14 protein-coding genes are annotated in these 15,934 nt (G+C 43.9%); 1 reads left to right on the top strand and 13 read right to left on the bottom strand.

Annotated elements, in window-relative coordinates:
• Positions 1-38 precede the first annotated feature (38 nt).
• The 6 genes from mnmE to V3V99_04960 all read right to left on the bottom strand — a co-directional run bounded on the left by mnmE (position 39) and on the right by V3V99_04960 (position 6,673).
• Positions 39-1,424, bottom strand: coding sequence for a tRNA uridine-5-carboxymethylaminomethyl(34) synthesis GTPase MnmE (gene mnmE, locus V3V99_04935; GenBank protein ID MEE9441994.1), 1,386 nt, complete (start codon positions 1,422-1,424; stop codon positions 39-41).
• On the bottom strand, positions 1,417-3,096 hold the full coding sequence (yidC, locus tag V3V99_04940; protein ID MEE9441995.1) for a membrane protein insertase YidC: 1,680 nt from the start codon (positions 3,094-3,096) through the stop codon (positions 1,417-1,419). The genes mnmE and yidC overlap by 8 nt, the downstream gene beginning before the upstream one ends.
• Positions 3,097-3,113: 17 nt before the next feature.
• Complete coding sequence (gene yidD / locus V3V99_04945; GenBank protein ID MEE9441996.1) at positions 3,114-3,314, bottom strand: membrane protein insertion efficiency factor YidD; 201 nt, start codon at positions 3,312-3,314, stop codon at positions 3,114-3,116.
• A 31-nt stretch (positions 3,315-3,345) separates the two neighbouring features.
• Positions 3,346-3,711: a ribonuclease P protein component gene (rnpA, locus tag V3V99_04950; GenBank protein MEE9441997.1), complete on the bottom strand. Its 366-nt coding sequence runs from the start codon at positions 3,709-3,711 to the stop codon at positions 3,346-3,348.
• Between the two features lies 1 nt (position 3,712).
• Positions 3,713-3,865, bottom strand: coding sequence for a 50S ribosomal protein L34 (gene rpmH, locus V3V99_04955; protein MEE9441998.1), 153 nt, complete (start codon positions 3,863-3,865; stop codon positions 3,713-3,715).
• Between the two features lie 186 nt (positions 3,866-4,051).
• Positions 4,052-6,673, bottom strand: coding sequence for a dockerin type I domain-containing protein (locus tag V3V99_04960; protein MEE9441999.1), 2,622 nt, complete (start codon positions 6,671-6,673; stop codon positions 4,052-4,054).
• Positions 6,674-7,564: 891 nt separating this feature from the next.
• Between V3V99_04960 and V3V99_04965 the strand changes: the two genes are divergently transcribed.
• A complete protein-coding gene (locus V3V99_04965; protein ID MEE9442000.1) occupies positions 7,565-8,575 on the top strand; it encodes an alpha/beta hydrolase in 1,011 nt (336 codons plus the stop codon).
• A gap of 173 nt (positions 8,576-8,748) precedes the next feature.
• Here the strand turns inward: V3V99_04965 and V3V99_04970 are convergent, their stop codons facing one another.
• From V3V99_04970 to V3V99_05000, 7 genes are all read right to left on the bottom strand, one after another.
• Entirely contained in the window at positions 8,749-9,303 is a 555-nt protein-coding gene (locus V3V99_04970; protein MEE9442001.1) for an NUDIX hydrolase, read from the bottom strand.
• Between the two features lie 24 nt (positions 9,304-9,327).
• Positions 9,328-10,506, bottom strand: a complete 1,179-nt coding sequence (locus V3V99_04975; GenBank protein ID MEE9442002.1) for a M24 family metallopeptidase — start codon at positions 10,504-10,506, stop codon at positions 9,328-9,330.
• Between the two features lie 365 nt (positions 10,507-10,871).
• The gene (locus V3V99_04980) at positions 10,872-11,360 is read right to left on the bottom strand and encodes a DUF6125 family protein (protein MEE9442003.1); all 489 of its coding nucleotides are present in this window, start codon (positions 11,358-11,360) and stop codon (positions 10,872-10,874) included.
• A gap of 104 nt (positions 11,361-11,464) precedes the next feature.
• A complete protein-coding gene (locus V3V99_04985) occupies positions 11,465-11,977 on the bottom strand; it encodes a hypothetical protein (protein ID MEE9442004.1) in 513 nt (170 codons plus the stop codon).
• 381 nt (positions 11,978-12,358) lie between these two features.
• The gene (locus V3V99_04990; protein ID MEE9442005.1) at positions 12,359-14,617 is read right to left on the bottom strand and encodes a sigma 54-interacting transcriptional regulator; all 2,259 of its coding nucleotides are present in this window, start codon (positions 14,615-14,617) and stop codon (positions 12,359-12,361) included.
• Between the two features lie 2 nt (positions 14,618-14,619).
• Entirely contained in the window at positions 14,620-14,985 is a 366-nt protein-coding gene (locus tag V3V99_04995) for a hypothetical protein (GenBank protein MEE9442006.1), read from the bottom strand.
• 302 nt (positions 14,986-15,287) lie between these two features.
• Positions 15,288-15,638, bottom strand: coding sequence for a DUF3147 family protein (locus tag V3V99_05000; protein MEE9442007.1), 351 nt, complete (start codon positions 15,636-15,638; stop codon positions 15,288-15,290).
• Positions 15,639-15,934 lie beyond the last annotated feature (296 nt).

Genomic DNA, 15,934 nt, shown 5'->3' on the forward strand with positions numbered 1-15,934 from the left:
AAAATGAAAAACTCGTCAATACTGTTTCACATGAAACATCATTTTCCAATGCAAAAGTTTGAAAATATTTCATCGAGTATCTGTTCGGTATAAATATGCCCCGTTATCTCCCCGATGGCATCAGCGGCCTGACGCAGTTCCCACGACAATACTTCAACCGGAGCGGACGATTTTTCAATCTCTTTCAGATGTGTTAAGCATTTATCAATTTTGCTCTTATGACGATTAGACGTGACAAATAGGCCATCAGTGAGATCAGAGATTCCGGCCGATTCGTAAATTATTTTCGTTAATGCCCTCAAGCCCTTGCCTGTTTTCGCTGAGATTTCAAAAATATTATCGGTTATATTTAACTTTTTTATCCATTTTTGAATTTTCGCATTGATATTATCGCACAGATCAATCTTATTAAGCACGATTATCAGTCTTTGAATTTTAGACAAATTAAAAGCGGGAAAATCAGACGGACGTTTATTAATATCAAACAGGTAAATTATCATATTCGCTTGCTTTATAAGTTTTTGCGAAGAAGCGATACCGGCCTTTTCAACGTGACCCCGTGCCCTGCGAATTCCGGCCGTGTCATACAATTCAACCGGCAGACCCTCAATATCGATCCATTCCGAGATATAATCACGAGTCGTTCCGGGGACAGGGGTTACCAGGGCGCGATTGCGTTTAACCAGGCGATTAAATAGAAGAGATTTTCCGGCATTGGGCGGCCCCAAAATCAATACTTGATATCCATCTTTGATTATTTTTCCGGTGCGATAACTTTCCGATAATTCCTCCAATTGGGCTATAACGCTTTCGAGTTTTTCAGATAAGAGCTCCTGGCCGATACGACCGACATCATCCTCATCCGGAAAATCGATATCAGCTTCGAGCTCGGCCAGCATATTGATAATATTATTTCTTAACTTAGTTATAAGTTCTCCATAAGCGCCGATCAAATGCTGCCGCGATACCCGATACGAAAGCTCGGTCTTGGCCGCGACGATATCGGCCGCTCCTTCGAGACGGGTCAAATCCTCGCCGCGGTTTAAAAACCTCCTCAGAGAAAACTCACCCGCTTCGGCCGGTCGGCAATCACGGGAGAGAATCGTCTCGATAATCGCTCCCAATACCATCGCCCCGGCATGACAGTATATCTCAAGCAGATCCTCACCGGTAAAGCTTTTTGGACCGGGCATATATACCGCCAAAACTTCATCGAGAGTTTCTCCGGATGCCGATTTGATTTGGCCGAAGCGCAATAAGTATGGAGATGGTTTGGACTTTTTCTTGTGAGGTATAAAAACCTTTTTCAGAATTTCAAGAGCCTTCGGCCCCGAAACGCGAACGACTCCGATGCCGCCGGAGCCGGTCGGTGTGGCAATGGCTGCAATCGTATCTACTGAATTATTCGTTGCCCCATCAGGCATCCTTTACCTGTGGATTCTTTTGTTCCATTTGCTTACGAACGTACATAGTCTCAACAAATGAAAGAATATTGAAACCGGTCCAGTACAATACCAATCCCGCCGGGAAATTCATAAACAGCCAGCCAAAAATAAGTGGCATCATATAGACCATCATTTTGTTTTTCGGGTCGGTCATTGTCATTTTCTGCTGGACAAACATACTGACCATCATAATAATCGGCAAAACATAAAGAGGATCGGGCACCGACAAATCAGTAATCCAGCCCAAAAACGACGCACCGCGAAATTCAATCGTCGTTTTGAATACGATAAACAAGGCAAAGAACAGAGGCATCTGGGGCAGCATCGGCAGGCATCCCGATAATGGATTGGCGCCCGCCTCTTTGTACAGTTTCATCATTTCCTTGTTCAGCCGCCCGGCGTCATTTTTATGTTTTTCCTGCAGCGCTTTCATTTTGGGCTGGACATCTTTGAGCTTGGCCATGGCCGCGGCCTGTTTTCGAGAAAGGGGAAAGGTGATGATTTTAATTAGTAGCGCGAAAATCAAAACGACCATGCCATAATTGGGTAGAACGCTGTAAATCTTTGGCAGTAGCCATATTATACCGATTGAGAATGGCTTGATTATAATCCACCCCATTGAATTAAGCTCTTCCAATCCGATATTGTATTTCTTCAGCATTTGATAATCGAGGGGCCCGGCAAACAAAGTAAAGGAATCCGAAATCGATCCGGATGATGGAATCTGCATTGTCAGCTTGGTAGTTATTTCCCTGACATCGATATTATCATCGCCGATTCTCTGTTCGCGTTCGGTGCCATGAGCCTCAAAACCATCGGTTTGGCGACTTTTGGGGATCATTACCGTCGCAAAATATTTGGTTCGCATTCCTCCCCAATCAGCGGCTCCGGGTTGGATTTCCTTCATCCGCCCATTATCAAAATCACTGAATTCGTATTTTTCATCCATCATCGTGACGGCATTATAATAACTGTAATCATCCTCCAGATTGGATTCGGTCGGGGGAATGGCAATGCCCCAAACCAGGTTATAATCCCGCTCGAATCCGAAGCTTTCAATCCCCTCAATAGTAATATCAAAGCCGATATCATAAGAATCAGCGTTAATTGTATAAGTTTTGGTTATCCTCCCACCGTTGGGATGATTATAAACATAAGTAATTTTCCGAGGTGAATCACCAGCGCCAATTTCGAAATCGATCGAATTGCTGGTAAAGGCCAATCGTGAAGTGACGAATCCGCCACTTGCGTCTTCAAAATCCGGGACAACTTTGTCAGACGACTCTGCCAATATGACATTGCCACCATCATGATATGTGTACTCATTAAGAGTTATTTTGTTCAGCCCGCCGCCATAGTTAGTGAATCCGAGCGTATACAATGGCGTTCTAACCGTTATAAGTTGTTCCGGTATAGGGGAATCAATCGATTGGACAATTGTTGTCCCGGGCATCGATTGTTCGATTTCCGGTTGAGTCGGCGGTTGGGTCTGAGGCTGCGTACGGGATTGATAATCCGTCGTGTCCGGTATAACAGTTATCGGCGGTTGTTCGGGGGCAGGCTTCACAATCCCCAGGTATTCCGTAATTTGTCCCCAAAAGACAAGAACCGCTACACATATAACCACCAGAGCTATTGTTTTTCTATCCACATTAACCTCACACTCAATTATTCAACCGGATCATATCCGCCGGGGAAAAAGGGATTACATCTCAGGATTCTTCTGACTGCCATCCAACCACCCCGCAATGCCCCGTACCGTTTGACGGCATCAAGCCCGTAATGTGAGCAGGTCGGGTAAAATCGGCATTGTCCGAATAATCTAAAGAAAGGACTCAAAACCACGCAGTAGAATTTGGTGAGTCCCACGAAAGTCCACGCCAGCGGAGAGAGCCGGCGGTCAATTCCAGTCGAAATAGGCTTCGAAATCGGCAAGGAAATCGTCCTGTTTAACCTTGTCCTCAATTGTTTCGGGTCTGGCCTGGATAATATAATCAAATCCTGTCCCAACCCGAAAGAGATTCTTTCTTAATATATCCCGCAAGAGTCGCTTTATTCGATTTCTTTTGGCAGCGTTGCCACATTTTTTTGAGGCAACCACACAAAACCGGCTGAGAGGCGACAGATTTTCCTCTTCCGGCAAGCCCTTCGATTTAGCCCGGAAGAAAACAAGCCGTTTGCCGCGGTAAATATCTCGCCGGGCATAGACGGCTTGAATATCGCTTTTGTTTTTCAGCCGGCACTTCGCCGAAAACCGAATGTCCACGTTATTTCTTGCGCGTAATCCGGACAGTCAGACGTTTTCTGCCTTTGGCTCTGCGTCTGGAGAGAATTCTTCGTCCGGCCTTCGTAGCCATCCTTTTCCGGAAACCATGATCGTTCATTTTTTTCCGGTTGGAAGGCTGAAATGTACGTTTCATTTTCTTTTAGTCCAATCGTCGTCTTAATAATTTCGAACCTATAAGTATAATAAAATGTATCGGTCTGTCAAGAGTAATTCGTAAGCAAAGCTGTATTCGAAGCAGTGATTTCATTCCGCGGAAAACGGGCTATTTGCTCGATTAAAGGCTATTTTTATTTTTTTTGATAGGCTACCTGCTTTGGATTCAAGGACAATCGGGGGCAGGTCCGTTTCTGAATATATGATTAATCAGAAATACAGCATCTCCAATATTTATTTTGCCATCGCAATTGACATCATTATTGTTCAAATTACTGGGGGCAATTCCGTTTCTAAATACACGATTTATTAAAAATACAGCGTCCGCGACATTTAATTTTGCATCACCGTTGACATCTCCAGTGAGTAATAGCTGTAAGCCTGAATTCAGAATTTCTTTCATTACCGTTATTGAATTTAAATGATCTGTTCCCTGTCCAACTGCCATCTTGATTAGTACGTACTGGCTATCGCCGGGCAACATAGTTATCGGTCCGGTAGTTCCCATCATGCGGTGGTCTATTTCATTAGAATCCAGATCTCCGATGCCGCTAACAGGGTCGCCTGAATGCATATATTTCACGGGTTGCCCATCGTAAATATAAGGTTCACCCATTTTGTTCAAACCCTGCATATAGCGGTAAGTTTCTATAAAATTAAAAGGATCAGTACCCCTAATATACTTTTGGAATGCGGACATGCCCAAATTCTTAAAATCAGTCAAAAATTTACCGTCGAATACTGCCTGATTTCCTGGTGAGGGAACAAGCGGTCCGGCCAGTACTTTAAATCCAAGCGCCGGAACCGTGTTCCCATAAAACTCATCATCTTCACCAGCATTATAACAGAAAAATATATTACTTGTCGTATCACAGCCTACTAAATCATCCCAGGCGCCGCCAAGATCCGGATCAACCCATAAGGAAATATAGCAATCATTGATTGTGTTTTCCCCTTTGTTAAATATTTTATACTGAATGTATATTGTCGAGGCTTCATACCCCGCGTCTTCGTCAACAGAAGGTTCTGCAACAAAAACAAATGAATCAATGGGCGGATTATCTTTGGCGGTTGTTATACGAAAGATCGTTCCCTGCTCCGGTACATCCTGAGAAAAATCCGGTTCAACTCCACCATTCCAATTAACCAAAACTGTTCGGCCTAGAAGATTTTCACCAATCAAATCCCACGAATTTCCACCATCAAGTAGCATCGCTTCAAAAGTCTGATATCCTATTTCACCGAAACTGAGGTCTATCGGCTCGGACCAATATACCAAGTCAGTGAAGGGGTCATCATCTCCATCCGAAACCGAATGCTCACAACGGCCTCTACATGTTCCATCGGCATCAGAGCCATAACTCTCCAAGGCATAAATTTCATCACCACGCGATATGTCTGGACCACCGGCATAGTCTATTATCAGTGGAATCAATCTCACATCGTCGTCCGGATCATTGAACGTGCCGATTCCAGTTCGCCACAATTCGAAAGGCACCCAAAGTGCATTATCATCATATAAATTAAATGCATATGAACCCCCTACACCAGGATTGGAATTGTTCCCGGTGAATCGCATTTCGTAATCATATACACCAATTCGACCCAGAGTTCTACCTGAGTATGTTGCCCTCTCAACAAATGCTTCATACGAACCCCTGCTACCGCCTCCTGATGAGCCACCATTATCTTCAATATGAAACAACCATTTACCTCCACCAACTTGTTGATTATCACTAGGTTGTAATGGATTTTCGTCCTGGTCTAGTGGCACGGGAAAACCTGCCCATTCAGCGGCTGCCGGTTCGGGAGGATTAATTGGACCAGCGGCATTAGCTACAACCATAAAACTGGTAAAACTTGCGCCTAAACCTTCAACCTTAACGTGAAATCCATCGATGACCGGACTGAATTCCCCCAAAAAATTCGTTTGATTTTCCAGGAGTGTTTCTCCTGTGGTTGAATTTATAAGATGCCAAACATTGATAAAATCAGGGTGACTATCAGTAACTACTTTGTAGGTGTGACCGGTTAGCTCCAAAGGATCGACAACTTCCGCGGCTACATTTAGGGAAGTATTTCCCAATTGGATTACTGATATCTCAAAATTATATATACTGATATCTTCTCCCTCCTGAAATGTACTCCAGATTTGCTGATGGATTTCTACTCCTAAAGGTTTTGTATGACCGACATCAACATCTCCACGCTGGGAAGGATCCGCATCATTATATATTGTCCATAGTAGCTGATCTCCCAAAATAATGGGCTCATCGTTTGAATTTACAGGAGCTCCTTGATCAACGGGCCAATTAAGATAGTCGTTATTGGGATTATCAATGAGACTGTCACTGTGGAGTTTATATACGTGAAATTCCGGCCGATCTGTTTGAAAGGTGCCGCTAACCATTGGCCCTGGGACATATTCACTTGTGTATTCAGATGCCGCGATTCGTATTTCGCCGTTAACCTTTCCTCCAATCCATAAGCCTGCGCCGTAAAGAGGGCTTTTAGGAGGTGATGCATTTATAATATCATTTATTGATCTGTACGGGTAGAAAGTGCCATAATCACTGTCAATCACTCGGGCAAGATCACGACCGAAATTACCGTGATTCGTAACGAACATCAATATGTAATTGGAATGAATATACGATCCATTATCGACAATCATCAAAGCATGTGGATCATTTATTTTACTCAATTCACCGGGCGGAAGGGCACTTGAAATTTGAGGTAGAATTGATAAGAAGATTCCACAGATTAGTGACCTTAAATATTTATCCATAAATACCCCAATCCATAATTATTAAGAATTGTCGAAATATAGATCAAAAACACTACATCTATTTTTAAGATATAACAATATTCATAAATTCCAAAGTCTTTCTGAAGGTTAGCTTGAATTAAAGATAAGTGTGGTACAATAACCGGGAGCAGGATAGACTGGTGGCCCATCCGAAAAATAAGCGATGCATTTTTTCGGGTGGATTCCCGCATGGTGCGTTGACAATTATCCAACCAATCCCCCGTTATTTCCGATACAATCCGCATTTAGTAGCATGGAACAGGTACATAAAATAAAGGTAACACACACACCCTGCGGTCACCCCTCTCAAGACAGGCGGGGACCTGGTAGTGGAAAACCCATTGCAGACAGGCATGTGCCTGTCGTATTTACCACCGAGTTGATATGACCAAAAACGTTAATCTGAGGAAACAAACCCATTTGGAGAAGAAGAGAACCTTCGCAATGCAAAAAGGACAAAACGAACCCAATTCGCTGTAAGCATAATAGGCATATGCCATTATAAGGAATTTTAGTAAATGAAAATGTGGATAACCTCTCTGGATTCCTGACCTGCCTCCCGTGAAACAGGAAACTCTCGGGAATGACGGGGATGTTCTGGCGTTCCCGAATACCTCTGATCCACTTAATTATCAGATGCATTTCGGGAATATTTGAGTTGATGCAAAAATTGAATTACGAGGAGAAAATGAGAATATCTCCTGCGAATAGCTATTGAAGAAACCGCGAGGATTTGACTGACAAACTATTAAAACAGATTTTCGACTGGGTTGTAAAGTGCCCTGCCTATCTGCTCTTTATTCTTGAACAAAAGACTTTCGAGTGTTACTTTCGTATTGATAATTTATAATCTAAAATTTGGGAAATATTATGAAAACACGCTCAGAATTAAAAAACTTCGGATATGCGGCCGCTGTTGCATATCTTGGATTAATCTTAATATTCATCGGTGGATGCGGGCAATCAAAGTCTCTCATGACAAATCGTGTCTCGGTCGAGCCGGGCGTATCTCTTGAAATCGTGGATTGGGGCGGTACCGGTACTCCGATAATATTACTGGCAGGATTGGGGCATACCGCCCATGTCTTCGATGAGTTGGCGCCGGAATTAACGAATGACTATCATCTAATAGGCATAACCCGGCGCGGATTCGGAGCTTCATCACAACCCGATTCGGGCTATGATATTAATACCCTCGTTGACGACATTAAAGTGGTTATGGATAGTCTGAATATCGAAAAAGTAATTCTTGCCGGCCATTCATTGGGCGGCGACGAAATGACTTTATTTGCCCGGAAATTCCCGAAGAGAGTGCAGGGACTTATATATATAGAGGCGGCTTACTCCCGCAAATCGGCCAGGGATTCGCTTCAGAACTACCCAACGCCCGAATCAGTTATTCCCGAACTTTCCGACGATGATTTGAGCAGCATAGAAGGATATCGAGATTATTATACCCGGATTAACGGCGTCATTATGCCGTTATCTGAAATCGAAGCTCTATATTCATGGGATTCCAGCGGTCGGTTTGACGGTAGTAAAACTCCGGGATGGATATACGGGGCGATATTCAACAGCCTGACCGATCCCGATTATTCCGGAATTGACATTCCCGCCCTCGCGATTTACGCTGTCAACTACCCCATTACCGAATTATTTCTCGATTATTATTCACGGGATACTGCCGTGCAAAAGCAGATGGAAATTCGCCATCAGGCCGGATTGAGAATTGACGGATTATCGCGTCAATTATTCCGGGACAACATGAGTCGCGGGCAGGTTGTTGAGATTGATGGAGCCGGTCATTCGGTTTATATTACTCATCGCGACGAAGTCATAGCGGCGATTATTCATTTCCTGCAGGAATCATTATTGAATTAGCGCGCTTAGACCGTTAAACAGCTCTATGCCCATTGGATTTGATATCGCTGAGATAAAAAATACCTGTTAGCTTCTGCGAATAGTTATTATCGGGATTGTGGAGAGATACTACGGAATAATACGACCTATTCCGAATATACAAGAATTGCCTTAAATAACAATGGAACTACCACTCACAACAATCTTAATACTTCATCATGGAGGCGGGCGCGGTAATTGAGACCCCCTGATGCGGTTTTATTGCGGATAATATCTTTATATCGCTCAAAATCATCGAGGTGGGCCAGAGCCGCTTCCCGAATTTCACGAGTATCAACCGGCTGAATCTCACCGCACATATAATGCCCGGCGAAGATATGCGATTTCCAGGGAATCTTACCCCGCCCGTCAGTAAAAGTAACGTTTATCTGGAGCAGGTAACGGTCAAGCGCGATGGTGCAACCGGTTTCTTCGTATGCCTCCCGAATGGCGCCTTCGGCCAATGTCTCTCCCGGATGGCAGGCGCCGGATGGCGGGCGATAAAGACCCGGTGGATAATTATGTTTGGCGATAACGATTAACTCAGATCCCTTGAATAAAAACATAGTAACATCATGCGCCCGGCCGTAATGCTGCGTTGAGCGGATGAATTCGTATTCCTGATGATCCACCGGCGCCACCATGTGAATAACCGGAGGATAACCATACTTATCGGCAGCTTCCTGTATGAGGCGGTAATTTACATACATAAAAATTTTCTAAATAGTCGCGCATTAGGCGAACAAACGGATAATTTCTTCCTGAACCGGCTGGGTGGTAATAACCGGACCGGTCTCATCAATTAATACGTCAATTTCCGTCCGAACGCCAAAATCCTTATAATACAAACCAGGCTCAATCGAAAACAGATGCCCCGGCATCAAAAGACGGCGGTCTTCGGTTTCAAGGTTATCAATATTCGGCCCCGGACCGTGAACCGATCCGGCAATCGAATGTCCGGTACGATGCGTAAAATAATTCCCCTGATCATCAGCCGCGATCACCCCCCGACAAACATCATCGACCTGATACCCAAAAATATTTTTCTGCCCCCAGTTAGTGATCAAAAAATCAATCGCGGCGTCGCGAGCCATGCAAATCAGCGAAAAACTTTTGGTGTACTCATCCGGCAGGTCGCTGCCGGTATAAGCCATCCAGGTTATATCCGCGAAAACCGATTTTGGTTTTTGTAATTTGGCCCATAAATCGATTAAGACCAGATTGTCTTTTTTAATTTCGGCACAATTTTCGGCGGTCGGGACGTAATGCGGATTTCCGGCGTTGGGACCGACAGCGCAAATCGGAGGATGATCGGTCGTCATATCCGCCCGGGAAAATTTATCCATGATAAATCGGATAACTTCATATTCGGTTATAGTCTCGCTGTTGTTTAATCTATCTTTAATAAGCGCAAAGGCCTCATCTTTAACGCGGTTTATATTTTCCGCCGCCTCTTTTTGCATAATAATCTGATTCGGGGTCAAACAGGCGTCAAATTTCGCGACCAAATCGGCCGAAGTTACAACTTCAACGCCAAATGAACGAATCAATTCAAGAGTGCCGGCATCAACTTTTCCGATATACGGCAACCGACCTTTTTCGGAATATTCCATCGCCAGACGCTTTTTGCCTTTCAGCTCTCGGGCCAGTTCTTCTTCAAGCAAGCGATATGATGAGTAATAAAATTTGCGTCCGGGCAAAGATTCAAACGGTTTTTTCTCAATATTATGAATAAAAGCGATTGGTTGTCCGCTGGCCGGTATAAAATAAAATGAGCGGCGGGTAATTATTCCGGTTAACTCCAAAAAACTAACGGCGATATCATTTTGACCGTGAAAATCATATATCAGCCAACCATCCAGGCCCAAACGGGCCAATTCCCCCTGAATATTCTGCAATCGTGTCGAATCCAAATGAGCCTCAATTCTTAATCTACGATTAATTACGATAAATTTCTAAGTTATCGTTAAAACTAAGTTATAACCGAGCAAAGTAACCGTAATATATAATTTTTGACCCTCAAATCAATCTCAAAAAATATGACCTAATTTTACCTTTTTAATTTAAAAAACCAAAAATTGGCGGAACCACCCTCGGATATTATTGTTAAAGATAATGGAGCACTAATTGTGTCACATCAAGGAATGACTCTCTTGATACAATGTGTTCTGATTTGCCGGATACTTCCCCCCGAAGGTTTCGGCAAATGGTAACCTCCTTGCCTTAATTGCCCCTGCAAGAGCAGACGGCCGGGTCCCCAAACCGGCCGTTTTGCTATTTAAATGGAAAATTTCCAGGAACAATAGTATTCATCGGGGTGCGAATCAGGCGGACAACAAACACATTCCGTCTTAATTCGGGAGTCGATTGTTGAGGCAAATAAGGCGTACTCCATCAATCCAACCGGCTTGCATGGAAAATCAGGACGTCCCTTCCTTTTTCGAGCCGATTGTACCCTGCAATCGTTCATTCGAAATACAAAACTGTTTTCCGTTTCCTCGACAATTTCCTGAACATTAAGATGGGCATAGAGGCGATATTTCAACGCTTTCTTCAGTCCTTCCAAACCGGAATTCGGCTCGACACCCTGATGTTTCCTAATCCGCCGCGCTTCGATGACGGTGAATTTTTCCCAGGCGGCCGTATCGTGAGCGATAGCGTTTTCCATTCCATGCTCTGCCTCAACCGTCAAAAACCATAATCCATCATGCGCCAGCCAGTTTTTTGCGGCGTCTTCGAGCATACCAATCAGCTTTTCTTTGGGCATGCTTTTCAAATCTTCTCTTCTGTTTTTATGATAATCTTCCATGGGCGTATATATATAAATAATTGCTGGGGGACTCAACAGCGTTAGGGAATAAAATGGATATTTTATTTTTTGACGCGCCAGAGGATGATATTGGCTCGGGGTCGGATTTCATCCGTCTGTTTTTGGCTAGTCATATAAAAAGTCAGACTATCGTCGGTCACGAAATCGATTTCAATATCAAATCGCCGCGTTTTTTTAACGAGCGTTCCTTTGAGCTTGCGGTTATTCAATTTACCGTGATATTTTCCGTATTTACCGAACCCGTCCCACACTTCCCAGATAATTGAGTCGGTTTTGGGGTCGTGATATAAATGCCCCGAATCGGCATAAGAAAAAAAGAATTTTTTGGCGATAATCGAAGTCCACAGATATCCTTTTGAAGAATCATACTTGAAAATCGCTTCGCCTTCGAGTGAAATCGGGATTTTTGTCATAGGGATAACGGCTTCACCCGTCCCAGCCCATTCTCCGTCCAAAAGTGACAGATGAAATGACTCCTGTTTATCCGTCTCAGGATCGGCACAAACAACGGTGGCAATTAATATTACGAGTAAAAACGCGCGGCTGATCTTCATAGTCTCTCTAAAATATAGTTCTTTATAACTTCATACAATCATTTTATTAAAACGGAAAAAAATAAATTTTTACAAATTAAAATGGCCCCCCGTACTCCCCTCAAGTACGGGTGGCCAACCGAGAAAAAAGGACTATTAAAGCAGCGCAAAAGGAGCTTAAAATGACACTTAAACTTATAGCAACACCTGTGCCTTTTTAAAATACAAGTCAATTGGACCCCACAACTTATTAAAAAACAAGCGATTATAAAAATAGGTCGTAACACGTGGCAAAATATCAAATTCGTCTGTTTTTACGACCCGGACATAAAAAAAAAGGATAAGCCCTTAATAAGTAAGAACTTACCCTTATTAGCAAGAAGTGTGGTTACTCGTACGAATCTACGAAATCATGCTCATGTTCAGTTCGTATCTCTTCATTTTCGCCCGAAGCGTTGATTCATGAATAGACAGGGTCCGTGCGGCGAGCGATTTGTTTCCGCCCGATTTACGCAGTGCCTTTATAATCAACGCCTTCTCGAACTGTTCAACTTGATTCATCAGGGACGCCGTTTCGTTGTCTTCGTCGTTCTGGACCAGAATTTCTGCCAGATTTCCCAGTGAATCCTCCCGAGCGACTTCTGAAAACAGCACCAGCTTTTTGACTTCCGATTCAAGCTGTCTGATGTTTCCCGGCCATGATCTCGAACTAAACTGATTTATCAATTCCGGATCGAGAGTCTGGCCTTCAGCCAGAGCGTTTTCATTTTCAAGAAAATACCTCAAAAGTAGCGGAATATCCTCCGGTCTTTCCGAAAGCGCCGGAATCTTAAAACTGATTCCGCTCAAGCGATAAAAAAGATCTCTTCGGAAAGTATTGGCTTCTACAATTTCGGTCAGGTTACAGTTGGTGGCGGCAATAAACCTGATATCCAGGCTTTCCTCTTCGGTTGCGCCCAATCGTCGGGCCCGACAAGTTTCAATTACCGTTAATAGTTTCGCCTGCGATATGAGCGACATTTCCCCGATTTCATCGAGGAAGAATGTCCCTCCGTTGGCCCGATGCAAAAGCCCCTCTTTATCAGCACCGGCCCCGGTAAAGGCTCCTTTGCGGTATCCGAAAAGTTCGGCCTCCAGAAGCGTATCGGGAAAGGCCGCGCAGTTTACCGCTACAAAATCACCGGTACGGCCGGAATGAGCGTGATAATATTTAGCCAATAAATCCTTGCCGGTTCCGGTTTCGCCCATTAGTAAGACAGGCAATCTTGATTTGGCTGCCAGGGCTATTTGCTCCATTATTTTTTCCATGCGGGAGTTGATAGTAATAATCGTGGGCAACTTCGGGTCGGACTTCGGTTTTGACGGTTTTTGCGGAGCGGCAGAAACCTCAGATTGATTGATAAGAGCCTGAGTTTTTTCCAGCTTTGACTCAATTCCCAATCGATTATAAATATCGCCCGCTCGGAAGAGGTTGGCTAACCGCCTGCGTTGAGAACTGGTTCCGCATTCAGCCATTATTACCAGAGTTTCCGCCAACTCAAACCGGGCATTATAGTCATGCAGAATTTCCAGAACCTTTAAGAATGTTTGCCGGCTTTTCTCAATGGTATTGCCGCATTCCGGTTTTTTGGCGAAGGCTATTTGCGCAATGAGCCTTAGTGCGCAGGCTTTTTCGATAGGCTCATTGATTTTGCGAGCCAAATCATAAGCCTTATTGGCCAATCGCGACGCTGAACTAAGATTACGGTTGATTAATTCAAGCTCTGCCAGAAGCCGCAGCGGCATTACCAGGAGCGATGATTCGGGAGCCATCGTTCGTGCCGCCTCGGCCGCCTCGTTTAATAAGCGCCTGGACGTGGACAAATCTCCGCACTTCAGCCTCAACTCACCATAATACGTCCGGCAGATGATGAGCTCGCGCTTCATGTCCAGCCGTCTAAGAATTGAGTTGGCTTCATCGTAACGCTGTTCGGCTTTTTCATATCTCTCCTGCTGCATCTCAATATAGCCGAGGGATAACAAGGCCTTTGCTTTTTCACTCTCATTTTCAAATTCTTCACATAGCTGAAGATCTATTTTGAGAGACTCTTTGGCTTTTTTGAAGTTACCCAGGAATGTATATACTCGTCCGAGGTTACCCCACAGAAAAGCGAGTTTTTTGCGGTCGCCCGTTTTTTCCGCGAGCTTTATCGCTTCGAGCAAATATTTCAAGGCGCTCTTGTACTCGGCATGGATAAAACTAACTCGGGCTAATTGGTTGACCGCGTTTATTCGACCGGCATCATTGTCGGTCCTGCGGTAAAGTGAATCGGCGTCTAATAATGCTGTCTCCGCTTCGCGGTAATTACCGATATTAATTAATGATTTCCCTGCTATTAAAAACGCTTCGGCCAGTTCTTCCGATTCGCCAAAAGGCGTCAGATATGAAGCTGACACGCGCGCTGACGTGAGGGACTTATGGTAATCACCGGATAAAAGCCAGAGCTTTGCTTCAAGACACCGAAATTGTCCGGCCAGAAGATCTTTCTCGGCGGTCATCTTCTGGTGCGCATTTTTCGCCATACGCAGACCACCGGAAGTATCTCCTCGCTGAATCGATTGCGACAGCTGCCGCAACAATTCAAATCGGACATCCGATTTCCTGTTTAAAGTTTGACTCATGATTACCTTTTCCTCATCGTCACTGGTTTCCGGGAGTTGTAAAATCGCAATGATTTAGTTTCTGAAACCGAGGTTTCTTTTGGCTGGGATTCATACAAACCGAATATTTCCCTGGCTTTGTCGATGGCATTATCCCACGCATTTTGCACTGATATTGTAATCAGGAAATAACGCTCCGAAATAACAGAAACTTGATCGACTCCCATAATCGGCTGAGTATTAGTATAGTTTTCATCACCCCAGGGATGTTCGTCGTTTGAAGGTTGGGTACGAGGAATTCTTGTCCTCGGATCGTAAGCCGAGACCGGCGATCCCGCGGCCAATAAAAATAGAACCGCAATCATGACTAAAATTACTTTATGCCACATGATACCACTCCTTGCTAAAGGTTTTTATTTATATTTTAATGCATACTTTTCCCGGTGAGCGGTGAGGATTATTATAAATTGAGGTGGGGCAAGGGAACCTCCCCACACGAGAAAGATAACAACTTATAGAAATTGTGTCAAGTTATTTTTGGACATAGGGATAGCAATCTATAACAATTTCCGCGTAATTATTTCCCAAATGATCCATAGGTCGAAATCCCTGCGTTTCCGAAAATCGCGATTGCGGGGAACCCACCGCACGGAACTTTGCCCCTTTCAGATGGGTTACCTTACGTTATCGATTACAGCTTAACACCAAAATGACTCAGGATTGTGATCATCAGCCAATAGCATGCTACGGTAAGCCCCATTGATATTGTAAGGCTGATGTAAAAATTCCAGCCTTGTTTCAAGAATACAGGCAATGTCAAAAACAAAGTCAATGATGGTATGACAAGCCAGAAAACACCCATCGACAATGAACTGATTTTTGATACATCTTTGGTCTCTATGTATAGCCAGAGCATTGCCAGCACAGAAATTAGTGGAATGGAAGCCAGTAATGCTCCAAAGAATGAACTGCGTTTGGCAATCTCCGAGATGGCTATAATTGATGCGGTGGTTAGCAAAATTTTTACTATATAGTAAGCCATAAACAAACCCCTGATATTAGAACTAAACGATCTGTTTTGTAATTTACACATTTGTCAGTGAAGTCGTTATAGTTTTTTGTGGCTTACCTGCATCCCCAAATATCAGTGTTATCCACATTTTATTTTCAAAAATTACGTGTAATGCGATGCTCGTTTGTTAATTACAGCGAATTGGGTTCGTTTTGTCCTTTTTCAGGCAAAGGCCTGTTTTTGGCTGTCGCGCAGTTGACCTACCGTCGGTTCGCCGCTTCGCTAAGGAACCGACGGAACAATGAGCAACTTCTAAAATGGGTTTG

This window comes from Candidatus Zixiibacteriota bacterium, from assembly GCA_036480375.1.
In the GTDB taxonomy this organism is placed as follows: Bacteria; Zixibacteria; MSB-5A5; order GN15; family JAAZOE01; genus JAZGGI01.